This window comes from Blautia sp. JLR.GB0024 (genome assembly GCF_037000545.1).
Classification (GTDB): domain Bacteria; phylum Bacillota; class Clostridia; order Lachnospirales; family Lachnospiraceae; genus Blautia; species Blautia celeris.
Window position 1 is genome coordinate 333,652 of record NZ_JBANBF010000001.1, and the last position, 19,271, is coordinate 352,922.

A 19,271-nucleotide genomic window follows, 5' to 3' on the forward strand; every position below is an offset into this window, starting at 1 on the left:
TTATGGAGAAAGTAATACTTCATCTTCACCGCTGCAAAGCCTGCGGAAGATGCATAGAGGAATGTCCCAAAGGGGCAGTCAGCAGATCTGGAAAAACAAATAAAAAAGGGTATGAAGTCGTGGAAGTCAATCAGGAACTGTGCGTAGCCTGTGCCACATGTTACACGGTATGTCCGGACTATGTATTTGAAATCTGTTCCGGGAAAGTACAGTGAGAAGAGGAGGGACAAAAGTCTATGGAAAAGGTATTGATGAAGGGAAATGAAGCGCTGGCTGAAGCTATGATCCGCAGCGGGTGCCGTTTTTACAGCGGCTATCCCATTACGCCCCAGAATGAGATACTGGAATATTTAAGCCAGCGGATGCCGGAGGCAGGAGGAACCTTTATACAGTCCGAATCAGAACTGGCAGCCATTAATATGGTATTAGGAGCAGCAGCGGCAGGCGCCAGAGCCATGACTTCTTCTTCCGGCCCCGGTTTTTCACTGATGCAGGAAGGGCTTTCCTATCTGATCGCAGGTGATATTCCGGCTGTGATCGTGGATGTAGCCAGATTCGGAAGCGGTATCGGAGAAATCAGCCAGGGACAGTGCGATTATAAGCTGGTAACAAGAGGAAACGGACACGGAGATTCCCATCTTCTGGTATTAGCCCCGGCATCTGTTCAGGAGAGTGTGGATCTGATGATGCAGGCATTTCCTCTGGCTGAGAAATACAGACACCCTGTTATCATCCTTTCAGACGCGGCAATCGGGCAGATGGTAGAACCTGTGTGTCTGCCGCCGCAGGAAGAGGTAGATATTGACAGAGATGACTGGACTGTAAAAGGATGCAAAGGCCGGCAGGAATCAAAGAAAATCACAAATGTTTTCTATTATATGGATGATTACAATACATTTCTGAGAGAGAAATATGAGGAAATGAAAAAGAATGAGCAGAGATGGGAGAGTATTCTCACTGAGGACGCAGAGCTGATTCTCGTTGCATACGGAATCAGTGCCAGAGTCTGTAAGGAAGCTGTCTCAAAAGCAAGAAAACAGGGAATCCGTCTGGGTCTCATCCGCCCTATTTCTATTTTTCCGTACCCTGTGGACGCATTTGCTGATTTGGGAGAAAACTGCAGAGCGTTTATGACAGTGGAGATGAGTATTACCGGTCAGATGGCAGAGGATGTAAAGCTGTCTGTGCAGTGCCGATACCCTGTATATACATACGGGACAGGAATAAAAGTGCCGAGAAGTATGGACATTGTTGAAAAAGCGGTACAGATATTAGAAGGAAAGATGGAGAGGGAGGTGTTTTAAATGATGGTAAAGGCGCCGGAAAGAATAACATATACGGACGGACATTCTTTTTGCCCGGGATGCGGCCATGGAATTGCCATCCGTTTGATCGGAGAAGTGCTCCAGGAGTTAGGGCGGGAGGAAGAAGCAATCGCCGTACTGGATGTAGCCTGCGGAGGGATGCCCATTGATATCTGGAGATATGACACAATAGAGGCAGCACATGGAAGACCGGTTCCCACAGCAGTGGGAGTCAAGTTTACCAGGCCCCAAAATCCCGTCATTGCCTATCTGGGAGACGGTGCTGCTTATTCTATTGGAATTGCCGAGACAATCCATTCTGCAAGAAGAAATGACAATATTACTGTAATTGTCCTAAATAACTGTGTGTTTGGAATGACCGGAGGCCAGATGTCTCCCACCTCACTTCAGGGACAGGTAACCAGTTCTTCCATACATGGAAAAAGTATGGAAGAAGGAGGAGGCACACTGGATGTGGTTTCACTTCTCAATAAAATGGATATCGCCTATCTGGCCAGGGCTTCCTTTTGTGATGCGGCGAATATCAGAAAGGCAAAGAAGTATATAAAAAGGGCTTTGGAAAAGCAAATGCAGGGAGCAGGATACAGCCTTGTGGAACTGCTTTCTCCCTGCCCCACAAACTGGGCAATGGAACCGGTGAAAGCAGCGAAATATATCAAAGATACGATTATGCCCGTATTTCCTGTTGGAGAATTTATTGGGAAGGAGGATGCCAGCTTATGAATAAGGAAATAATTTGTGCCGGATTTGGAGGACAGGGTGTATTGACCGCTGGGTTGATCCTCGCAGAAGCGGGCTTCCGGAAGGGGCAGAATCTTACGTGGTATCCCTCCTATGGTTCTGAGATGCGTGGCGGGACAGCCAATTGCAATGTAAAGCTGTCGGATGAAGAGATTGGAAGTCCTTACTGCAATGAACTGGACATTCTGCTTGCCATGAATGCCCCTTCCGTGGAACGGTTTGAGCATATGATAAAGCCTGGAGGAATTTTGCTGTATAACAGAGATATGGTGGAGGCAGACAAAATTACACGGCAGGATATCACGACCCTTTCCGTACCGGCAAATGAATTATCTGCCGGTGCAGAGAATTCCAAAGGTGCCAATCTGGTTATGCTGGGAGTTCTGGAAAAGGCCACAGGGATGTTCGGAAAAGAGGAGCTTGCCGCTGCGATCGCCGCCTATTTCGACAAAAAGGGCAAAGGAAAATATCTGTCGGCCAATATAGCGGCTTTTGATGCAGGATACAGACTGTATTCATAGAAAGCGGGGGAAGAAATGGAACTGAATAAGCTGCTGCGCCCACAGAAAATAGTGATTGTGGGAGCCACGGAGAGAGAAACGATGGCAGGTTTCGCGTCGAGAATGTTTCTGGAACAATGCAGGGAACGGATGGAAGATCTGTATCTTGTGAGCTTGAAAAATGACAGGGTATTCGGCGTTCCCTGCTACCGGAAGATATCAGATATTCCGGGGAAAATAGACCTTGCTGTCATCTGTACACCGAAAACTACAGTACCGGCATTATTGGAAGAAGCTGCTGAACAAGGAGCAAAAGGCGCAGTTGTTTTTGCGAGCGGCTACGGTGAGACAAAGCTGCCGGAAGATGTCAGGATGGAGGAGGAATTGACAGCAAAGGCAAAAGATTTGGATATTGCTGTTATGGGGCCAAACTGCGCGGGATTTTTAAATTTCGTGGACCGGGTGTTTGCCTTTGGTTTTCTGTTCCAGGCCAGGGAGAGTGCAGGAAAAATCGGCCTGGTATCTCAGAGCGGTCAAGTCTGCATGGGGCTGATGGAGAGCGCCAAGGGGAGCTTTTCCTATGTGATATCCGCAGGAAACAGTAAAATTGTGACTATGGAGGACTATCTGGAGTTCCTGGTGGAGGATGAGAATACAGAAGTTGTAGCTGCTTATATGGAAGGAATAAAAAAGCCGGAAAAGTTCGCGCAGGTACTGCACAGAGCAGTGGAAAAGAGAAAACCGGTTGTTATCCTAAAAGCGGGACGCTCCCAGAAAGGCAGCAGAGCTGCCGCCTCACACACCGGAAATCTCAGTGGATGTGATAAGCATACAGATGCGCTGTTTAAGAAGTTTGGAGTTATCCGGGTGGAGGATTTGGAGGAACTTCTTTCTGTCTGTGCTGCAATTGTAACGCTCCCAAAACTGCCGGAAAAAAACAGTCTGGCATTTGTAAATATATCAGGAGGGGAGACAACAATCTCAGCGGACGCAGGTTCCCTGTACGGTCTGGAACTTCCTGATTTTTCCAAGGAGACCACAGAACGGCTGAAAAAGGTTCTGCCGCCCTTTGCCACAGCGCAGAATCCCATGGATTTAACCGGTGGAAGTGATGGGAATACCTTTGAACAGGTGGCAGAAATCGTGATGGAGGATCCACAGGTGGAGATGCTGGTAACCTCTCTGCAGATAACAGAGAAAATTAGTGATATCACAATTTACGATTACCTGGAAGGTCTGATCCGTTACTGCATTCGACATCCGGAAAAGCCGGCCGCTGTAGTTCCGCTCATTGAATCCGGAAGAGAGAAAGAGGTTCTTGAAAAACTCAAAGCTGCCGGTGTTCCCATACTGCCGCCGCCGCATTACGGATACCGGGTCATACGGCATTTGATGGATTACACTGCATTTTTAAAAACTGCTGAAAACCGTACCGGTACAATTGCCGCACTGCAGAACAAACAGGAGGAAGACAGAATCGCACTGTCCGAGCATCAGTCAAAGCAGATTTTTATAGATTATGGGATTCCATGTCCGAAAGAAAAACTGACGGTTACCTGGAAAGAAGCGGCGGTCTGCGCGGCAGAAATGGGCAAAAAGGTGGTCTTGAAAATCGAATCCAATGATATCCTGCACAAGTCAGAAATAGGCGGAGTACGTGTTGGGATTCAGGGAGAACAAGAGATAAAAAATGCCTATCAAGGTATCATGGAACGTGCAGAACAAGAGCGCCCGGATGCAAAAATCAATGGCATACTGGTTCAGGAGATGCTGGAAGAAGGTCTGGAAATGATAATCGGTGTTACCTGTGACCCCAATCTGGGACCAATGATCCTTCTGGGAATGGGCGGTATCTTTACAGAGATCTTCCAGGATGCAGTCCTGTATCCTGCCCCCATAAATCACTGGGAAGCAGAAGAGATGATAAGTTCCCTGAAGAGCAGCAGGTTGCTTGCGGGATACCGGGGACAGCCGCCTCTTGACATAAAAGCTTTGGCAGACTGCCTGGTATCTGTGAGCCGTCTGGCAGAAGATTACAGGGATAAACTGGTGGAGATGGATATCAATCCAGTTTTTGTATATCCGGAGGGAAAAGGAGTAAAAGCTGCGGATGGATTAATGGTGTTATGCCGGAAACCCTAAAAGGGAGGTTTATGTATGAAGAAAAAAGGTCTTGGGGGATGGGTAACTGGGGCATTGATGATTGCAGGCATCTGCTATGCGGCGTCTTATTCGCTGCCCTATATCAAAGGGATTTTTTACGATCCCATGATGAAGGCAACCGGTGCTACAAACACACAGCTTGGACTGATCATGTCAGTGTATGGATTTGGAAATGTGATATTTAACCTCATAGGAGGCTTTGTCACAGATAAACTGGATTATAAAAAATGTATTATTGTATCACTGCTTGGAACCACGGCTCTCAGTGTATGGCTGGCATTGGCACCGTCAGTCATTAATATGTATATTATATGGGGATTGTTTGGTGTTACTACATTTTTTGTGTTTAACCCATCTATTTTCAAACTGCCCCGTATGATAGTGCCGGAGCATCTGGTTGGTGAATCGGTTGGCATGTTTTCTTTTGCACAGTCAATCGGCTATATGGTAATCAACTTTACTTCTTTATATGTATATAATCTCGCAGAAAAATCTGTGGGACAGGTCCCTGCATTTTCAACAGTTGTGTGGGTTTATGCGGGATTTACATTTGTATCCGCCCTGGGATGTATTTTCATATTCAGGAAGGTAGAGGATGTGAATACGGAGGGAGATGAGAATGAGAAGTTTACTTTCTCCCAGCTGGCATTGGTTATGAAGGAGCCGGGGCTTTGGATGATGATCATATGCGGGTTCTGTATGTTTTCAACCATGGCTACCACGTCTTATTTTGTACCGTATTTTAACGATGTGTTTGGCGTTGCGGTGACATTTTCCGGAGTGCTGGGAGTGCTGAATCTATACGGAGGAAGGTTGTTCAGCCCCATTCTGGGCAAGATTGCAACGAAGACGAAATATGTCTCCAGAATGGTAATATTCGGAACTTCCGCGCTGATTGTATTTCTTATATGTATTCTTCTTTTTTCTGCAAAAGTTCCGTTGGGGGTTCTGGTGGCAGTGTCTCTTATTACCGGAATCGTGTGTACCTTATTTACCAATATTTGTCTGGCACTGCCTCCGGAAACAAATGTTGCCAGACAGGCCAGCGGTACGGCAATGGGTTTATACGCGGCTCTTGCTTACTCACCGGATTTGTTCCAGCATTCCCTGTTTGGGTTCTGGCTGGATCACTATGGAAACAGAGGATATGTGTTTATGTTTATATATACAATCATTCTGCTGGCTGTCGGAGGAACAAGTGCGGCTGTACTTTACAGAAGGAGTAAGAAGGCACGGTTATTTGAGGAAAACTGAATAAAATATTGTTGAGGAGTCAGGATTGGAACACAGAGCGTCATTTGGAAAGAGAAAATGGCGCTCTTTTTTTGTTGACTCAGTATAAAGGAGCTTGTAAATAGATGGAAAAATAGATATACTACATACGGGCAGAGCCGTCTCTGCCACATATCGCGCCATATACGTGTTTTAGTTTTAAAATAAAAGGAGTGTGCCAATATGCCAGTATTTGATTTCAGCAACAGTTCAGACGACAAAAAGAGTAATGAGTTCCATTGTACATACACGGTATTTCGTTCCAATGAGAACGCTGCTTCACCCCAAAAGCCCATCCTGCTTCTGGACAATCATAAACGGGAATGGAAACATCATTCCTGTGGTGTCTTTGCAGATCAGGATAAGCAGACGGTATTTGAGTTCAAAGAGGAGGACGGTACGGTACCGGCAGATATTCTCAAAGTAGACGCCCGCTTTGTAAGCCTCCTTCACTGGCTGGGTGAGAACCGCATTAATGTGCGCTTGTCCGGCAAGAACATGGAAGACGGGTATGCAGTCTACAAGATTCGGGAAATTGCTTTCGGAGGAGGGACAAAGCTCTCCGCAGAGGATGGATTTCTTCAGTTCATGATTGAAAGATTACTGGCAGGCAGTGCACCTGCAGAGGAGATTGAGGACGAGGACCAGGAGGAGACCGGTGACAGCATGAAGCTCACCAGCCTGCAGAGCATAACGGACTTTATGACCTGTGCGGGTAAGACTCTGCCTGATAATATACGCCTCTGGGCCAGAAGAAACCTTGCTGTCGCACGCTCCCATGAAGTCTCCCAGGAGGAGCGCAGACATGCGCAGCGTGCACTTTCCATTATGATGAATATTCAATGGAAAAACAATTATTTTGAAGCCATTGACCCTCAGGAAGCGCGCAGAATTCTGGATGAAGAGCTCTACGGCATGGAAAGGGTGAAGCAGCGGATCATGGAAACGATCATACAGATCAACCGCACACATACCCTCCCTGCATACGGCATTCTGCTGGTGGGCCCTGCGGGCACGGGAAAATCCCAGATCGCCTATGCGGTTGCCCGCATTTTAAAACTGCCGTGGACCACCTTGGATATGAGTTCCATTAACGACCCGGAACAGCTCACCGGAAGCTCCCGTATCTATGCAAATGCAAAACCGGGAATCATTATGGAGGCATTTTCTATGGCGGGAGAATCCAACCTTGTCTTCATTATCAACGAGCTGGATAAAGCGTCTTCCGGAAAGGGGAATGGAAATCCGGCGGATGTGCTTCTGACCCTTCTCGACAATCTGGGCTTTACAGATAACTATATTGAGTGTATGGTTCCAACAGTCGGCGTGTATCCCATAGCTACAGCCAATGATAAGGAGCAGATCAGCGCACCGCTCATGTCAAGGTTTGCTGTCATTGATATTCCGGATTACACAGCGGAGGAAAAGAAAATCATATTTTCAAAATTTGCCCTGCCAAAAGTCCTGAAACGTATGGGCCTGCAGGAAAAGGAATGCGTTGTGACTGCAGAGGCTGTTGACGCAGTCATAGAAAAATATGCAGATACGACAGGTATCCGTGATCTGGAACAGGCGGCAGAGCACATGGCGGCCAATGCGCTGTATCAGATAGAAGTGGACCGTGTGGCAAAAGTAGTTTTTGATGGGGAGATGGTGAGACATCTGCTGGCATAATAAAGTTTTGCTTAAGAGCGAACAGAAAGGTACCATGTATTTCATATCTTATGCCGGTGATATCTGTTATGAATTAATACGCTTTAAAAGCGCTTGCTGGAATAGTGAACACCCGTAAGGAAGTAATTTAATCATGTTGCAAGACGGCATAGCTTAGGCTATGCCGTCTTGCCTTTTCTCTGCCGTTCAATCGTCTGTTTATCCTCGTCCTGTTTCAGTTCCCCGATGAAGTTCCAAACAATCTCCACCTTTTGGCGGCGGTGCCCACTGGATTTATCGGGAGCATGGACGATGATTTTCTTCACAAACTCGTTGACGATGGTGAGCGTCAATTCTCGTATTCCCACATACTTGCGTATAACGGCGGCGAAGTTGTCAAAGTCGGCTTTGTCCTGTTCGTAGCTGTTGACCGCCGCTTGCTCGGACTTTACAAACTCTGTCAGTTCTTTCTGCTCCGCCTCATACTCGAAGGATAGTTTCAAAAACCGTTCGTGAGTGATTGGCTATGGAGTTACTCTCTCCGTCCAAAGCGTCCTCTTGGCTTAAATGGGCATATAAAGCTGTAATATTGTCGGGATAATTTGTCGTTGTCATGTGTTCATTCCTCCTGTAATGAACGCCCGACAACCAGGTTGCTACCGTTATTATATCGGACTTTCTTTTCCCTGTCAGTAGGCGATGTGACGGTTTCCGATTTTATGAGCCGTTCCATTTTGTCATAGAGCAGTTCATCGCCGCCGCAAACCGTAGATATTTCATAGAACGTACCGCCAATTTTGTGTGTAACCGTTTTATTCAGCGGATTGCCCCGTTTTGGTAATAAATCGCTGTTCTTATCTTTCATATTCCGTTCCATTTCTTTCCCGTCCTTTGTAGTTTGGTAAGGGTGAGAAGTATCGCAGCAAGCATAGGAAAAGGGTACCCTTTTCCGAAAAATGCTCCGCATTTTGCTTGTTGGGATATTCCCCAACCCCTTCAATACCCTCTCCACCGTAAAATGAAAAATGCCAAAGTTTTTGAGGATATTGAGAAATATTTTTCTCTTTCTCTCTACCACGATTGAACATCTGCTTTGCCAAAGATTTGAGAAAGATTATTTCTTTCCTTACTACCTACAACACCACACTTTGCGTTTTTGCCAAAGCTTGAGGCGAAAAAAGCAAAAAAATATTCGCCTGCTCAAGATGAGTAGGCGAACAGGGCGGTTGTGGTGGAAATGTTCATAGAGGTATGGTAAAATATATCATAAACAGAGCGACAAACGGGAATTTGCGGAAGTACGATGATGGATGGAAAATGATGAGAATACAAGGTGTTCTTGATTTTTCTCTCATAGGTATATTGTCAAAAATTTCAGCTGTATTGGCAGATAATAAGATTGGTATTTTTGCTGTTTCTACTTTTAATACGGATTATATTCTCGTTAAAGAAGAAAACTATGATAAATCATTGAAGGCACTTGGAGATGCAGGCGATACCATTGTGTAATGATGCAAATTCCGAGTTGTCGGGATGAAAAAATATGAATTTAGCAAGGAGGTTTCTTTATGAAAGTTATAGTTATAGGAGCATCAGGGCATATTGGAACTTATTTGATTCCAATGCTGGTGAATGCTGGGTACGATACGGTTGCCATCACACGAAAAATGACACCACCATATGAGGATGCACCTGCGTGGCATACGGTTAAGCGTGAACAGATGGATAGAGAAAATGATGTTGATTTTATTCAGAATCTGAAGTCAATGGAACCAGACATCATTGTTGACTTGGTGAACTTTAACATTAAGGAGACAAGAAAAATAGTCGAAGGATTTAAGAATACAAAGCTGTCTCACTATCTATATTGTTCGTCTTGCTGGGCGCATGGAATGGCTGAGACGATACCTTTTGACCCTGATGATTTGCGAAAGGAACCATTGGATGATTATGGGAAAGATAAGTTTGCCAGTGAGATGTACCTAAAAGAACAATATCGGCAGAATGGTTTCCCGTCAACAGTTATCATGCCAGGACAAATATCGGGACCTGGCTGGGCAATTATCAATCCATGGGGAAATACCTCAATGAAGGTGTTTCAGGACATTGCAGACGGTAAGGAAATTGCACTCCCCAATTTCGGGCAAGAAATCCTTCATCATGTACATGGTTACGATGTTGCTCAAGTATTCTATAAAGCAATAACGCACAGAAATCAAGCACTTGGAGAATCCTTCGATGCAGATGCAGCAACTCATATCACGCTTTATGGCTTTGCAAAGCATCTATATGAATACTTTGGGCATGAAGCGAAAATCAAGTTTCTTCCGTGGTCAGAGTGGTGTCAGTATGAGGGTAGTCCAGAAGAGTGCGACCACACATACTATCACATTGTAAGAAGCGGTGTGTTCAGCATTGAAAAGGCGAGAACTCTTTTGGAGTATCAGCCTAAATACACTTGTATTGAAACAATTGATTTGGCAGTCAAGAGCTACATTGACAGAGGACTTATAAAAGTCGATTAAATTCCGATTTGGCGAGATGCAATTGGAACAAGGAAAGGGGCAAGACTTTATGAAAATGTCAACAGAAAAAATTGATACGATAATGTTTGCCCCTTGCGGTATGAACTGTAAGGTATGTTATAAGCATTGATTTCATAAAAAACCATGTGCTGGATGTTTGAAAAGCGACCAAGGAAAACCAGAACATTGTCGTAAATGCAAGTTAAAAGAATGTATTAAGGATAAAAGATTGACCTATTGCTTTGAATGTTCTGATTATCCATGCAAACTGATAAAAAATCTCGAAAAAAGCTATAACCAAAGGTATCAGGCAAGCCTTATGGAGAACAGTGAATATGTACAACAAAAGGGATTAGAAGCATTTATGGAACAGCAGAAAGAGAAATATACCTGTTCAAAATGTGGGGGAATTATATCAATCCACGATAGAGAATGTAGCGAGTGCCAAGAAAAAATGAAATAGCAGATTTCCGATTTGTCGGAGAGATAGCAGAGCCATTCAGCATTGTCAACGATAAAATAAACGGCTGTCGCCGTCGTTGGCAATACTGCCTGTCCCTGCTTTACAGGTAATCAAGAGGGCGAAAGCAACAAGTGCTTTCGCCCTCAAAATATCATGGGTTTATGTTACGAAGTAGACGCAAAAAAGCCTTGCTTTATGCGGCTTTGCTGGCGCAGAAATGAGGCGGTAAGGGTTTTTATACTCCCACCCCCGAAAACGACGTTCTATTGCGTAACATTCGCCCTTTTAGCACAAGCATATAAAGACAGAAAGAACGGGCAAGAAGCTGTTGACTCCTTGCCCGTTCCTCGTTGCAACTCTGTTTGTCAGCCGTTAAGTTGGTTTTGTGTGGTACTTCCTTATCAGCTTTATCCTAAAGTGCAGGCGCTTTTTTAAAAAAAGAGAGCTGACACAAATCCGTCAGATGTTAATTTTGTTTTACTCGTCAATTCTTTACCTAAACTCTTTTTAAAAACCTCCTCGTAAAAAAGACAATCCACAAAAAGCAGGTCAGCAGACCAAACACAAAGGAAAAGAGACTTGCCCCGTCCAGCAGCAATTTTCCAATCCAGAAAGACGGAAGAAATGCCATTATGAAATGATACGGAGCAGGTATGAACCATATTAAAATAAGCCCTGCAAAGCTAATCCCCATCAGTTTTGAAAGCGCAAGACCTTCAACGCGGTTTCCGGCAATGGAGACCACCATCATGGCTAAAAAGATACCGGTAAAACTGCTGATAACCGAACTCGACAGAAGGACTTTAACAGAAAGGGATGAAAGTTTGAACACTGCAGCAACTGCCATGGTAATAAAAAACGCCCATATCATGGGAAGTCCGATACGTGCAAATAAATAGGAACAGCCCTCTGCAGGCGTAATCTGATAAAAGGCACTTAACCCCTCATCTCTCTCTTCTAAAAGCAAAAATGCAGATATCATTGCGACAAACATAGGTGTCAGACAAATCAGCATACCGTCCACCAGACCATACCAGGGCGTGATGGAAAAGGCGAATTTTTTAATCAGTATGGTATTGATATATGGAATAGCAAACTTAAAAAATATTCCGGCTAAAAACGGTGCCGGAATCAGAACGAGCAGCATGCCGTCTTTTGCTATCTGTCTTAATCCGATTTTAAAAAGTTTTCCTGTATGTTTCATGTGCCTCCGCCTCCTTCTGATTCCAAAGCAGCTCCAATCCGTTTGTCAGCCAAAAACAATGCGATGCCAAGCCAGATAAGAAGATTCATCCACATCCGACCATGGATACTCCGGGAGCCGTGGACAGAAAGGTTGATCAAATGCCACAGTGCCGTTCCCGGAAAAATCTCTAAGAGCGGATGCGTGATTCCAAACGCTGTGAGGACCGGCGGCATTGACAGCAGAACAGCAGGAAGCAACACGATGATCATATAATGATTGACTGAACGGGCAAAGGATGCCGCCATCAATCCCATGAGATTAAAGACAACTGCGCCAAGGAACACACTGAAGGATAAGAGCACAAGATTCACCCCGGTTCTCATGGCAGACAGAACGATCAGGTCAGCCGATACCGTTGACAGAACTGCCAGAGATACGGATTTGGACCACACATATTCCACAGGCCGAAGAGGGGAAACACTCCAGAAACCATGCAGGCCTTCCCCTTTTTCAAGCAGCCAGATCCCGCCCATAAAGAAAAGGCCGAGCATTGCGGGGTCTGTTAAAATGATGAGGGATGCGGTTATACTTTTATATTCCCGGGGGGTGATCAAAAGCACAGCTATGTACACGGCGCTGAAAAAGGCATATAGAAAATAAAAACCATATTTTATCTGAAAACGAATATCGTTTTTTAAGGCATTTAAGAGTCTCATTGCAGCCCCCTTCCGGTCAACGCAATAAATATATCCTCAAGTGTTTGTTCTTTTGAATGAATACTTGTCAGGCTGCCTTTTTTCAGCGCCGACTGGAAATCCTGCGAATGGGCAAGACCGGAGAGCGTACAGATATTTCTTATCTCTTTTTCGTTTTCCGAAAAACTGTATTCCACTTCGGTATCGGCACCGCTTTTCCGCAGAGCATGGGGAGAGTCAATTGCTTTAATGGTTCCGTCAACGATAAAGGCGACACGGTCACACAGCTCCTCTGCATCGTGCATGTTATGGGTGGTGAGAATGATGGTTTTTCCTATTTTTTTCTGCTCTAAGATCATGTCTTTCATTATTCTGGCGTTTGCCGGGTCAAGACCGCTGGTAGGCTCATCCAGGAAAAGGAGTTTCGGCTCATGAAGCAGGGAGCGCACAAAACCAAGCCGCATTTTCATGCCTTTAGAATAATCCGCTACCTTTTTATCCGCATCATGGCGAAGACCCACCTTTTCTAAAAGCTCCATCGGGTCCAGGGACTTGCGGGAATAGAGGGACGCGAAATATTTTAAATTTTCGGCAGCAGTGAATTTACTGTAAAAATTGGGGAACTCAAAATCCACACCGATATTTTCATAATAATCACTTGTTCTGTTCTTCATCTCTGTATCAAAAACACGAACATTTCCGCGATAATTTCTAAGAGTCCCCGTTAAGATTTTCTGCATGGTACTTTTTCCTGCGCCGGACGGACCGAGAAAGCCAAATATCTCGCCTTGCTGAACAGCAAAACTGATTCCGCGAATGGTATCTGATTTGGCAGATGGATATTTTAGAAAGACATTTTGAACATCAATCACCTTCATCACTTATCATCTCCTTTAACACACCGTCCAGAATAAGTTCCATGATCGTCTGTTGATCAGCAGCGTTTTCCTGCTGCAGATTCAGGAAACTGATGGCAAGTGTCTGCAGTGTTTTTGTCGCTATCTCAATGCCGCATTTGAACTGAACACCATATTCCTGAAGCTTGATAAGTTCATGTCCGTCATCCTTTGTATGTGCTTCGATCACTTCAGGGGGCAGTTTGCGGTATAAATAATCAGCCGTTTCACTGTTGGCTTGTTTTAGCATGGGATACCGCTGTAATTCTTTGAACATCCAAAGAAAACACTGTTTGCAGAGCTCCCTTGGCGGTAAAGAACGGTTTTCATTTAAGAACGCATCCATTTCCCGCCACATTTTAAACTGCAGATTTCCGGCAATGTCCATGTAAAGGTGTTCTTTATTGGAATAAAAAGAGTAAAAGGAACCTTTGGCAATACCGGCAGCCTGTACGATCTCGTCAATGGTCACCTTTTTTATTCCATATGAAGTAAACAGCCGTTCTCCTTCCTGCATCAATTTCTGCTTTATGATTTCTTTTTCCGCGTCACTGAACTTTGGCATAGATTTATCCTCCGATCTATATGACTAAATAATATGTTTTAGTCATATAGATTATATTCCTTTTATTTGGCTTTGTCAATGGAAGAGTTGGAAAATCCCGAGGCAGCCAGTACGACATGGAATCGAGTGTCCAATGTCTGTACATTGTGAAGCCTGTTGCCGGACAAGGGACAGTAACCCAGGGGTGTAGAATTACGCCTGAATCGGCAGAAAAGAAATGACTTTCCTATATGTCTGTGATAAGATATGGCTGATAGATATGGAATTTGTATAAAAAACGCAGGGATAAGCTGATTTATATTTTAGGGGGATGATGCACATGGTATTACTGGTGATTGATACGCAGAAGCTTATTACAAACACGGATTTATATCACTATGATATATTTGTATCTAATGTAAAAAAACTGATAAAAACGGCAAGAGAGACGCATACGGAAATCATATATGTCCGCCATGACGATGGGGCCGGCCGGGCATTGACAAGGGGAACGGAGGGTTTTGAAATATATGAAGAATTTAAGCCGTGTAAGAATGAGAAGATTTTTGACAAAACCGTAAACAGCCCTTTTAAAGAGACCGGTCTTCTGGAATATCTAAACGAAAAGCAGGTTGGGCAAATGATTGTGGTGGGGCTGCAGACGGAATATTGCATAGACGCTGCTGTCAAATGCGGTTTTGAACACGGATTTGAAATTATCGTACCAAAAGAGTCCAATTCTACGTTTGACAATGCCTATATGTCTGCAGAAGAGACGTATAAATATTACAATGATTTTATTTGGAACAAAAGATACGCAAGCTGCATTACGGTGCAGGAAACCATGGAAAGAATGTGCCGATAAAATGCAGGCCCTGATAATGGTTAGAAATAGAAAGTGAACAGGTATATGTCAAAGAGGCATATGCCTTTTTTCTGTAAAAAAATGTGAGTAAATGCCCGTTTCCTTATAAAATCCTTAAAATTGCCTGCTATCATAACATCAGTAAAGAAAAAGGAGGCAAATTATATGAAACAGAGTATAGAAAAATCGGCGGATAAATGTCAAAGGGAGGAGCGTATGACATCCGAGTATATCATAAAAACCCAAAATGTTTCTAAAAAGTTCAAAAAGACATATGCAGTAAAAGATTTGTCACTGTCTGTGAGGAGAAATACAGTCTACGGCTTATTAGGGCCTAATGGTGCCGGCAAATCCACCCTGCTGAAGATGATCACAGGGATTATAAGACCGACTTCGGGTGAAATACAATTCTGCGGTCACCCCTGGAAACGGAAGGATTTATCGGTTATCGGTTCCCTGATCGAATCCCCTCCGCTGTATGAGAATCTAACGGCATTTGAGAATTTAAAAGTGCGGGCTGCCCTGATGGGAATCGGGAAAAACAGATGTTATGAGGTACTGCAGAAAATGGATTTGGCAGATGCTGAGAATAAGAAGACATCGGAGTTTTCACTGGGAATGAAACAGAGATTAGGGATAGCCCTGGCACTTCTGAATGATCCTCAGCTACTGATCCTGGATGAGCCAACTAACGGGCTTGATCCTTTTGGCATTGAGGAACTGAGAAAGATGATCCGGACATTCGCGGAGTCGGGGATATCTGTCATTGTATCCAGCCATATTTTAAGCGAAGTACAGCAGGTTGCTGATGACATAGGGATCATATACAATGGCTCCCTTCTGTATGAGGATAAGATTGACGCGAATGAGGATCTGGAACAGTTATTTATGGATATTATCAGAAAGGAGCGTGCGTCCTGATGTTACAAATTTATTTAAAAGCAGAAAACATGAAATATAAACGTTCCCTGTTTCAGAAACTTGCGATCGTGATTCCGGTGGTCCTGATTTTGACCTCCATGGTATTTATGTATATCGGTATGGGGTTGGGAGGTTTTTCAAGTGTCATGGTCTGCAATTGGTCCATGCCGATTGCGGCATTGTCCGTTGTGTTTATGTGCCATTTGGTAAACAATAAGGAAAAGAAGCACCAATACCGTACTTTATACAGCCTGCCCATTGACCTGAAGAAGATATTTGTGTCTAAAACAATCTTGATCGCAGGGAATCTTTTGGTCATATCATTGGTGCTGGCGATTGTCACGATTATCTGCGAATGCATTTTGTCCGGTTTTGTAAACGCGGTTCGTCTTGCAGGGTATCATATCCTGGGCTACTGCCTATTATGGGTTTCTCTCTTATGGCAGATTCCGTTCTGTTTATTTTTGGAACAAAAAACGGGATTTGTCGCTTCGATGATCATCAATCTGTTTGCCAGTGCAGCAAGCGGGCTGTTTCTCTACCTGACACCTTTGTTTTGGATTTTTCCATACAGTTGGCCGGCCAGATTTATGGTTACGGTCTTTGGCGTATTGACAAACGGATTGTTGGCTGAACCGGGATCAAGATTGATTTTAAATAGGGGAGAAAGTTTATTGCTGGTGCTGCTGAGCCTGTTTGCTGCCTTCGCTCTTACGGCTTTCTATTCCCGCTGGTATGAAAGGCAGGTGTATCGGAAATGACGGTCACAAGGGAGTTCCTTTCCAATTTTACAAAAATCAAACGGACTCCAATGCTGTTGCTGCATTTGCTGACACCCATTGCGATCACAGCCTTATTTTTGCTTTACTACGGTTCTGCCGGATACCGCATCATTCCCGATGTGCGTTCGTTCTTCCTTTTGCTGCAGATAGGGTATCCCATTTTTGCAAGCATGGCTGTGTCGATTTTCATTCATTTAGACAGGAATATAAACGGGATTCAAAATGCGCTGGGACTGGTGGAGTCCCGAAAATGTGTGTATCTGGGGAAATTGTTCTTTCTGCTGTTCCTTTCGGCTGTAAATGTGATACTATATGAGGTGTGTTTTTATATTGGAGTCAATTGGTTTTTAAATAGCAGCATAATACATTTTGATTTTTATCTTGCGGTTTTTTGTATATTTTTATTCTGCAATCTGTTTTTATACCTGCTGCACATGGCAGCTGCTTTTCGGTTTGGGTCCAGCGTTTCTGTTTTATTGGGAGTATCCGGAACCATTTTAGCAGGTATCTTTGAGAATCCCATGGGTGATAAAATCTGGACCGCTATTCCGTGGGAATGGGGAGTTCGATTTTTAAAAGAATGTATGAATGTATCAGGCATACCCGTTTTTTTCGAGGTGGTTTTGCCTATCATTATAACTTTAGCGATTCTGGTTCTAACCACCCTCTGGTTTGACAGATGGGAAGGGAAAGTGACTCAGGAGTAAAGTAATGAGGAAAAATGAATGAAACTTATTATATGAGGAGAGTAATTATGCCGAAATTGTTAGTGGTCGATGATGACCCCGATATGCTGGATCTGGTGCGTGCTGCCCTGGAAAGGGATGGACATCAGGTTGACACGGAGACAGATGCCGCTGCTGTACAGCCTGCCAGATGCCGGATGTACGACCTTTTGCTGCTCGATGTAATGATGCCCGGGGAGGATGGCTTTTCCCTTTGCAGCCGTATCCGGGCAGAGGTGGACTGCCCCATACTGTTTCTGACAGCAAGAGCCGAAGACGCTGCCCTGATACAGGGCTTTGGACTTGGCGCGGATGATTATATTAAAAAGCCTTTCCGCATAGCAGAGCTGTGTGCGCGGGTAAATGCCCATCTGAGACGGGAACTGCGCCAGCCAACCCACACCCTGAGACGAGGCGGTGTGCGTTTTGATATGCAGGCGAAAGCAGCCATGGCAGGTGAGCACGTACTGCCTTTTACCAAGAGTGAATATGCCATCTGTGAGCATCTGGCACTGCATGCCGGACAGGTATTTACCAAAGAACAATTATATGAAGCAGTTTTCGGTTTTGATGCGGAGGGGGATGCGTCGGCTGTTGCAGAGCATATCAAAAATATCCGTGCCAAGCTGAAAACGGCCGGCCTTAGTCCGATTGAAACTGTTTGGGGGGTGGGGTATAAATGGCAAAAAGACAGCGTTCTGTAAGCCTTTCCTTTGTGCTTTTACGTTTTGCCATAGTCATGCTTGGCTGCACACTGTTGTGCAGTATGATATGGTTTTCCGGTTTGTCGCGGTTTCAAAATACGGGTATTGTTTATCGGGGAATCGTTCCCAGCCAGCAGGTGGAAAAAATGCTTGCCGGTAAGCCGGAGACCTTTCATTCTCCCGGTGAAGATTTTCTGGCAGAGTACGCTTTATTTGGAAAAAACGGTGAAGTGCTGGAATGTAATGTAAAAGGAAAAAAGCTGAAAGCTTTAAAAGATCTTCTGCAGGAGGAATCTCAAGAGGCCGATACTTTGCGGTATACCTATGCGGATGGGAGTACGGTGATTTTTCACTGGTATTACAGAGCAGAGTTTGCTGACCCTGTGCTGCGTAACCGGCTGCCGCCCTTTGAATACCTGTGGATTGCTACATTTTTTGCGGCAGTGGCGTTCTGCGTACTGGGTAATACCCTGTGGCTTCGCCGGCGCCTGGCTGCCAGGTTAAAGCTGTTCAGTGAGGTGAGTGAGAAGGTAGGAGCCCAGGAACTGGATTTTGTGATTCCACATGCCGGAATCCGTGAGTATGACCAGGCGCTTGATGCTATGGAGCATATGCGGGAGGCACTGTACAGTTCCCTGTCCTCCCAGTGGGCGGCACAGCAGGAACGGGAGGCAGAGATCGCAGCGCTGGCCCATGATCTGAAAACCCCGCTCACTCTTGTGGGAGGCAATGCAGAACTTCTGCTGGAGGAAGAGCTTTCTGAGAACGGCCGCAAAATGGTGGAAAAGATCCTGTCCGGCAATGAACGGGCAAAACAGTATGTGGCCAGCCTGCTGGAAACCGCAGCCGGCACGGAAGAGACATTTGCATATACCAGCCTGCCTGCTGTGTTCGAGGAACTCTGCCGGAATACAACAGGGATTGCGGAAACAAAGGGAGTCCGCCTGCAAGCCCAAAACGGCCTGGAGGGTGGTGCGGAGATTCAGAAAGAGCATTTGCTGCGTGCCCTTGGCAATGTGGTACAAAATGCCATAGAACATACACCGGCTGGAAAGAATGTATATTTGGAAGGCAGTATGACGGACAACGGATGGCAGATTGTTGTGCGTGATGAGGGAGAGGGGTTCAGCAAGGCTGCGCTGCGTCATGCAACCGAGCGCTTATGGCGCGGAGATGCGGCACGCGGGGCGGATGGACACAATGGCCTTGGACTTTGGTTTGCGGCAGAAGTGGCAAAAACGCATGCAGCACAGTTGGAACTGCGCAACTGCAAGACAGGCGGGATGGTTATATTCAGCTTCAGATAAGCCG

The 19,271-nt window shown here is 45.0% G+C and carries 20 protein-coding genes and 2 pseudogenes; 16 read left to right on the forward strand and 6 right to left on the reverse strand.

Features of this window, described 5'->3' with window-relative positions:
• Positions 1-2: 2 nt before the first annotated feature.
• The 7 genes from V8Q34_RS01470 to V8Q34_RS01500 all read left to right on the forward strand — a co-directional run bounded on the left by V8Q34_RS01470 (position 3) and on the right by V8Q34_RS01500 (position 7,675).
• Complete coding sequence (locus tag V8Q34_RS01470; protein WP_054351121.1) at positions 3-215, forward strand: 4Fe-4S dicluster domain-containing protein; 213 nt, start codon at positions 3-5, stop codon at positions 213-215.
• Positions 216-236: 21 nt separating this feature from the next.
• Positions 237-1,304, forward strand: a complete 1,068-nt coding sequence (vorB, locus tag V8Q34_RS01475) for a 3-methyl-2-oxobutanoate dehydrogenase subunit VorB (protein ID WP_033140477.1) — start codon at positions 237-239, stop codon at positions 1,302-1,304.
• On the forward strand, positions 1,305-2,048 hold the full coding sequence (locus V8Q34_RS01480; RefSeq protein WP_227211099.1) for a thiamine pyrophosphate-dependent enzyme: 744 nt from the start codon (positions 1,305-1,307) through the stop codon (positions 2,046-2,048).
• Positions 2,045-2,587 (forward strand): 2-oxoacid:acceptor oxidoreductase family protein, encoded by a 543-nt coding sequence (locus V8Q34_RS01485; protein ID WP_033140475.1) that lies wholly within the window; start codon positions 2,045-2,047, stop codon positions 2,585-2,587. The genes V8Q34_RS01480 and V8Q34_RS01485 overlap by 4 nt, the downstream gene beginning before the upstream one ends.
• A gap of 15 nt (positions 2,588-2,602) precedes the next feature.
• The gene (locus tag V8Q34_RS01490) at positions 2,603-4,708 is read left to right on the forward strand and encodes an acetate--CoA ligase family protein (RefSeq protein WP_335834660.1); all 2,106 of its coding nucleotides are present in this window, start codon (positions 2,603-2,605) and stop codon (positions 4,706-4,708) included.
• 15 nt (positions 4,709-4,723) lie between these two features.
• Positions 4,724-5,983, forward strand: a complete 1,260-nt coding sequence (locus V8Q34_RS01495) for an MFS transporter (RefSeq protein WP_033140473.1) — start codon at positions 4,724-4,726, stop codon at positions 5,981-5,983.
• 201 nt (positions 5,984-6,184) lie between these two features.
• A complete protein-coding gene (locus V8Q34_RS01500; RefSeq protein WP_335834661.1) occupies positions 6,185-7,675 on the forward strand; it encodes an AAA family ATPase in 1,491 nt (496 codons plus the stop codon).
• Between the two features lie 158 nt (positions 7,676-7,833).
• Here V8Q34_RS01500 and V8Q34_RS01505 read toward each other — a convergent pair whose 3' ends face one another.
• On the reverse strand, positions 7,834-8,157 hold the full coding sequence (locus V8Q34_RS01505; protein WP_033140471.1) for a DUF4368 domain-containing protein: 324 nt from the start codon (positions 8,155-8,157) through the stop codon (positions 7,834-7,836).
• A gap of 116 nt (positions 8,158-8,273) precedes the next feature.
• Positions 8,274-8,531, reverse strand: a complete 258-nt coding sequence (locus V8Q34_RS01510) for a hypothetical protein (protein ID WP_227211102.1) — start codon at positions 8,529-8,531, stop codon at positions 8,274-8,276.
• Positions 8,532-8,950: 419 nt separating this feature from the next.
• On the opposite strand from V8Q34_RS01510, the pseudogene V8Q34_RS01515 reads away from it, so the two are divergent.
• From V8Q34_RS01515 to V8Q34_RS01525, 3 genes and pseudogenes are all read left to right on the forward strand, one after another.
• Positions 8,951-9,163, forward strand: a pseudogene (locus V8Q34_RS01515) (ACT domain-containing protein); the annotation flags it as partial.
• Positions 9,164-9,222: 59 nt separating this feature from the next.
• Positions 9,223-10,179 (forward strand): NAD-dependent epimerase/dehydratase family protein, encoded by a 957-nt coding sequence (locus V8Q34_RS01520; protein ID WP_081960229.1) that lies wholly within the window; start codon positions 9,223-9,225, stop codon positions 10,177-10,179.
• A gap of 49 nt (positions 10,180-10,228) precedes the next feature.
• A pseudogene (locus V8Q34_RS01525) lies at positions 10,229-10,642 on the forward strand (DUF3795 domain-containing protein).
• Positions 10,643-11,138: 496 nt separating this feature from the next.
• On the opposite strand, the gene V8Q34_RS01530 reads toward V8Q34_RS01525, so the two are convergent.
• From V8Q34_RS01530 to V8Q34_RS01545, 4 genes are read right to left on the reverse strand one after another with little or no spacing between them, the layout of a single operon-like run.
• Positions 11,139-11,846 carry a hypothetical protein gene (locus V8Q34_RS01530; protein ID WP_335834663.1) on the reverse strand — a complete coding sequence of 236 codons (708 nt, stop codon included), beginning with the start codon at positions 11,844-11,846 and terminating at the stop codon, positions 11,139-11,141.
• Positions 11,843-12,544, reverse strand: a complete 702-nt coding sequence (locus tag V8Q34_RS01535) for a fluoroquinolone export ABC transporter permease subunit (RefSeq protein WP_335834664.1) — start codon at positions 12,542-12,544, stop codon at positions 11,843-11,845. The genes V8Q34_RS01530 and V8Q34_RS01535 overlap by 4 nt, the downstream gene beginning before the upstream one ends.
• Positions 12,541-13,395: an ABC transporter ATP-binding protein gene (locus V8Q34_RS01540; RefSeq protein WP_335834898.1), complete on the reverse strand. Its 855-nt coding sequence runs from the start codon at positions 13,393-13,395 to the stop codon at positions 12,541-12,543. Before V8Q34_RS01540 ends, V8Q34_RS01535 begins: the two co-directional genes overlap by 4 nt.
• Positions 13,388-13,984, reverse strand: a complete 597-nt coding sequence (locus V8Q34_RS01545; RefSeq protein ID WP_033140467.1) for a TetR/AcrR family transcriptional regulator — start codon at positions 13,982-13,984, stop codon at positions 13,388-13,390. Before V8Q34_RS01545 ends, V8Q34_RS01540 begins: the two co-directional genes overlap by 8 nt.
• Before the next feature lie 319 nt (positions 13,985-14,303).
• On the opposite strand from V8Q34_RS01545, the gene V8Q34_RS01550 reads away from it, so the two are divergent.
• The 6 genes from V8Q34_RS01550 to V8Q34_RS01575 all read left to right on the forward strand — a co-directional run bounded on the left by V8Q34_RS01550 (position 14,304) and on the right by V8Q34_RS01575 (position 19,267).
• Positions 14,304-14,828, forward strand: coding sequence for a cysteine hydrolase family protein (locus V8Q34_RS01550; RefSeq protein ID WP_148391555.1), 525 nt, complete (start codon positions 14,304-14,306; stop codon positions 14,826-14,828).
• 216 nt (positions 14,829-15,044) lie between these two features.
• Positions 15,045-15,749 (forward strand): lantibiotic protection ABC transporter ATP-binding protein, encoded by a 705-nt coding sequence (locus V8Q34_RS01555; RefSeq protein ID WP_227211135.1) that lies wholly within the window; start codon positions 15,045-15,047, stop codon positions 15,747-15,749.
• Complete coding sequence (locus tag V8Q34_RS01560) at positions 15,749-16,510, forward strand: lantibiotic immunity ABC transporter MutE/EpiE family permease subunit (protein ID WP_335834666.1); 762 nt, start codon at positions 15,749-15,751, stop codon at positions 16,508-16,510. The genes V8Q34_RS01555 and V8Q34_RS01560 overlap by 1 nt, the downstream gene beginning before the upstream one ends.
• Positions 16,507-17,238 carry a lantibiotic immunity ABC transporter MutG family permease subunit gene (locus tag V8Q34_RS01565; protein ID WP_335834667.1) on the forward strand — a complete coding sequence of 244 codons (732 nt, stop codon included), beginning with the start codon at positions 16,507-16,509 and terminating at the stop codon, positions 17,236-17,238. Before V8Q34_RS01560 ends, V8Q34_RS01565 begins: the two co-directional genes overlap by 4 nt.
• Positions 17,239-17,285: 47 nt before the next feature.
• Entirely contained in the window at positions 17,286-17,960 is a 675-nt protein-coding gene (locus tag V8Q34_RS01570) for a response regulator transcription factor (protein WP_335834668.1), read from the forward strand.
• Positions 17,936-19,267 carry a sensor histidine kinase gene (locus V8Q34_RS01575; RefSeq protein ID WP_335834670.1) on the forward strand — a complete coding sequence of 444 codons (1,332 nt, stop codon included), beginning with the start codon at positions 17,936-17,938 and terminating at the stop codon, positions 19,265-19,267. Before V8Q34_RS01570 ends, V8Q34_RS01575 begins: the two co-directional genes overlap by 25 nt.
• Positions 19,268-19,271: the final 4 nt, after the last annotated feature.

Excerpts from the sequence above, each read along its gene's own strand:
- V8Q34_RS01510 (WP_227211102.1), bottom strand. The coding sequence starts at position 8,531 with ATGGAACGGAATATGAAAGATAAGAACAGCGATTTATTACCAAAACGG.
- V8Q34_RS01545 (WP_033140467.1), bottom strand. The coding sequence starts at position 13,984 with ATGCCAAAGTTCAGTGACGCGGAAAAAGAAATCATAAAGCAGAAATTG.
- V8Q34_RS01575 (WP_335834670.1), top strand. The coding sequence starts at position 17,936 with ATGGCAAAAAGACAGCGTTCTGTAAGCCTTTCCTTTGTGCTTTTACGT.
- vorB (WP_033140477.1), top strand. The coding sequence starts at position 237 with ATGGAAAAGGTATTGATGAAGGGAAATGAAGCGCTGGCTGAAGCTATG.
- V8Q34_RS01570 (WP_335834668.1), top strand. The coding sequence starts at position 17,286 with ATGCCGAAATTGTTAGTGGTCGATGATGACCCCGATATGCTGGATCTG.
- V8Q34_RS01495 (WP_033140473.1), top strand. The coding sequence starts at position 4,724 with ATGAAGAAAAAAGGTCTTGGGGGATGGGTAACTGGGGCATTGATGATT.
- V8Q34_RS01535 (WP_335834664.1), bottom strand. The coding sequence starts at position 12,544 with ATGAGACTCTTAAATGCCTTAAAAAACGATATTCGTTTTCAGATAAAA.
- V8Q34_RS01530 (WP_335834663.1), bottom strand. The coding sequence starts at position 11,846 with ATGAAACATACAGGAAAACTTTTTAAAATCGGATTAAGACAGATAGCA.
- V8Q34_RS01470 (WP_054351121.1), top strand. The coding sequence starts at position 3 with ATGGAGAAAGTAATACTTCATCTTCACCGCTGCAAAGCCTGCGGAAGA.
- V8Q34_RS01480 (WP_227211099.1), top strand. The coding sequence starts at position 1,305 with ATGATGGTAAAGGCGCCGGAAAGAATAACATATACGGACGGACATTCT.
- V8Q34_RS01560 (WP_335834666.1), top strand. The coding sequence starts at position 15,749 with ATGTTACAAATTTATTTAAAAGCAGAAAACATGAAATATAAACGTTCC.
- V8Q34_RS01555 (WP_227211135.1), top strand. The coding sequence starts at position 15,045 with ATGACATCCGAGTATATCATAAAAACCCAAAATGTTTCTAAAAAGTTC.
- V8Q34_RS01520 (WP_081960229.1), top strand. The coding sequence starts at position 9,223 with ATGAAAGTTATAGTTATAGGAGCATCAGGGCATATTGGAACTTATTTG.
- V8Q34_RS01550 (WP_148391555.1), top strand. The coding sequence starts at position 14,304 with ATGGTATTACTGGTGATTGATACGCAGAAGCTTATTACAAACACGGAT.
- V8Q34_RS01500 (WP_335834661.1), top strand. The coding sequence starts at position 6,185 with ATGCCAGTATTTGATTTCAGCAACAGTTCAGACGACAAAAAGAGTAAT.
- V8Q34_RS01490 (WP_335834660.1), top strand. The coding sequence starts at position 2,603 with ATGGAACTGAATAAGCTGCTGCGCCCACAGAAAATAGTGATTGTGGGA.
- V8Q34_RS01485 (WP_033140475.1), top strand. The coding sequence starts at position 2,045 with ATGAATAAGGAAATAATTTGTGCCGGATTTGGAGGACAGGGTGTATTG.
- V8Q34_RS01565 (WP_335834667.1), top strand. The coding sequence starts at position 16,507 with ATGACGGTCACAAGGGAGTTCCTTTCCAATTTTACAAAAATCAAACGG.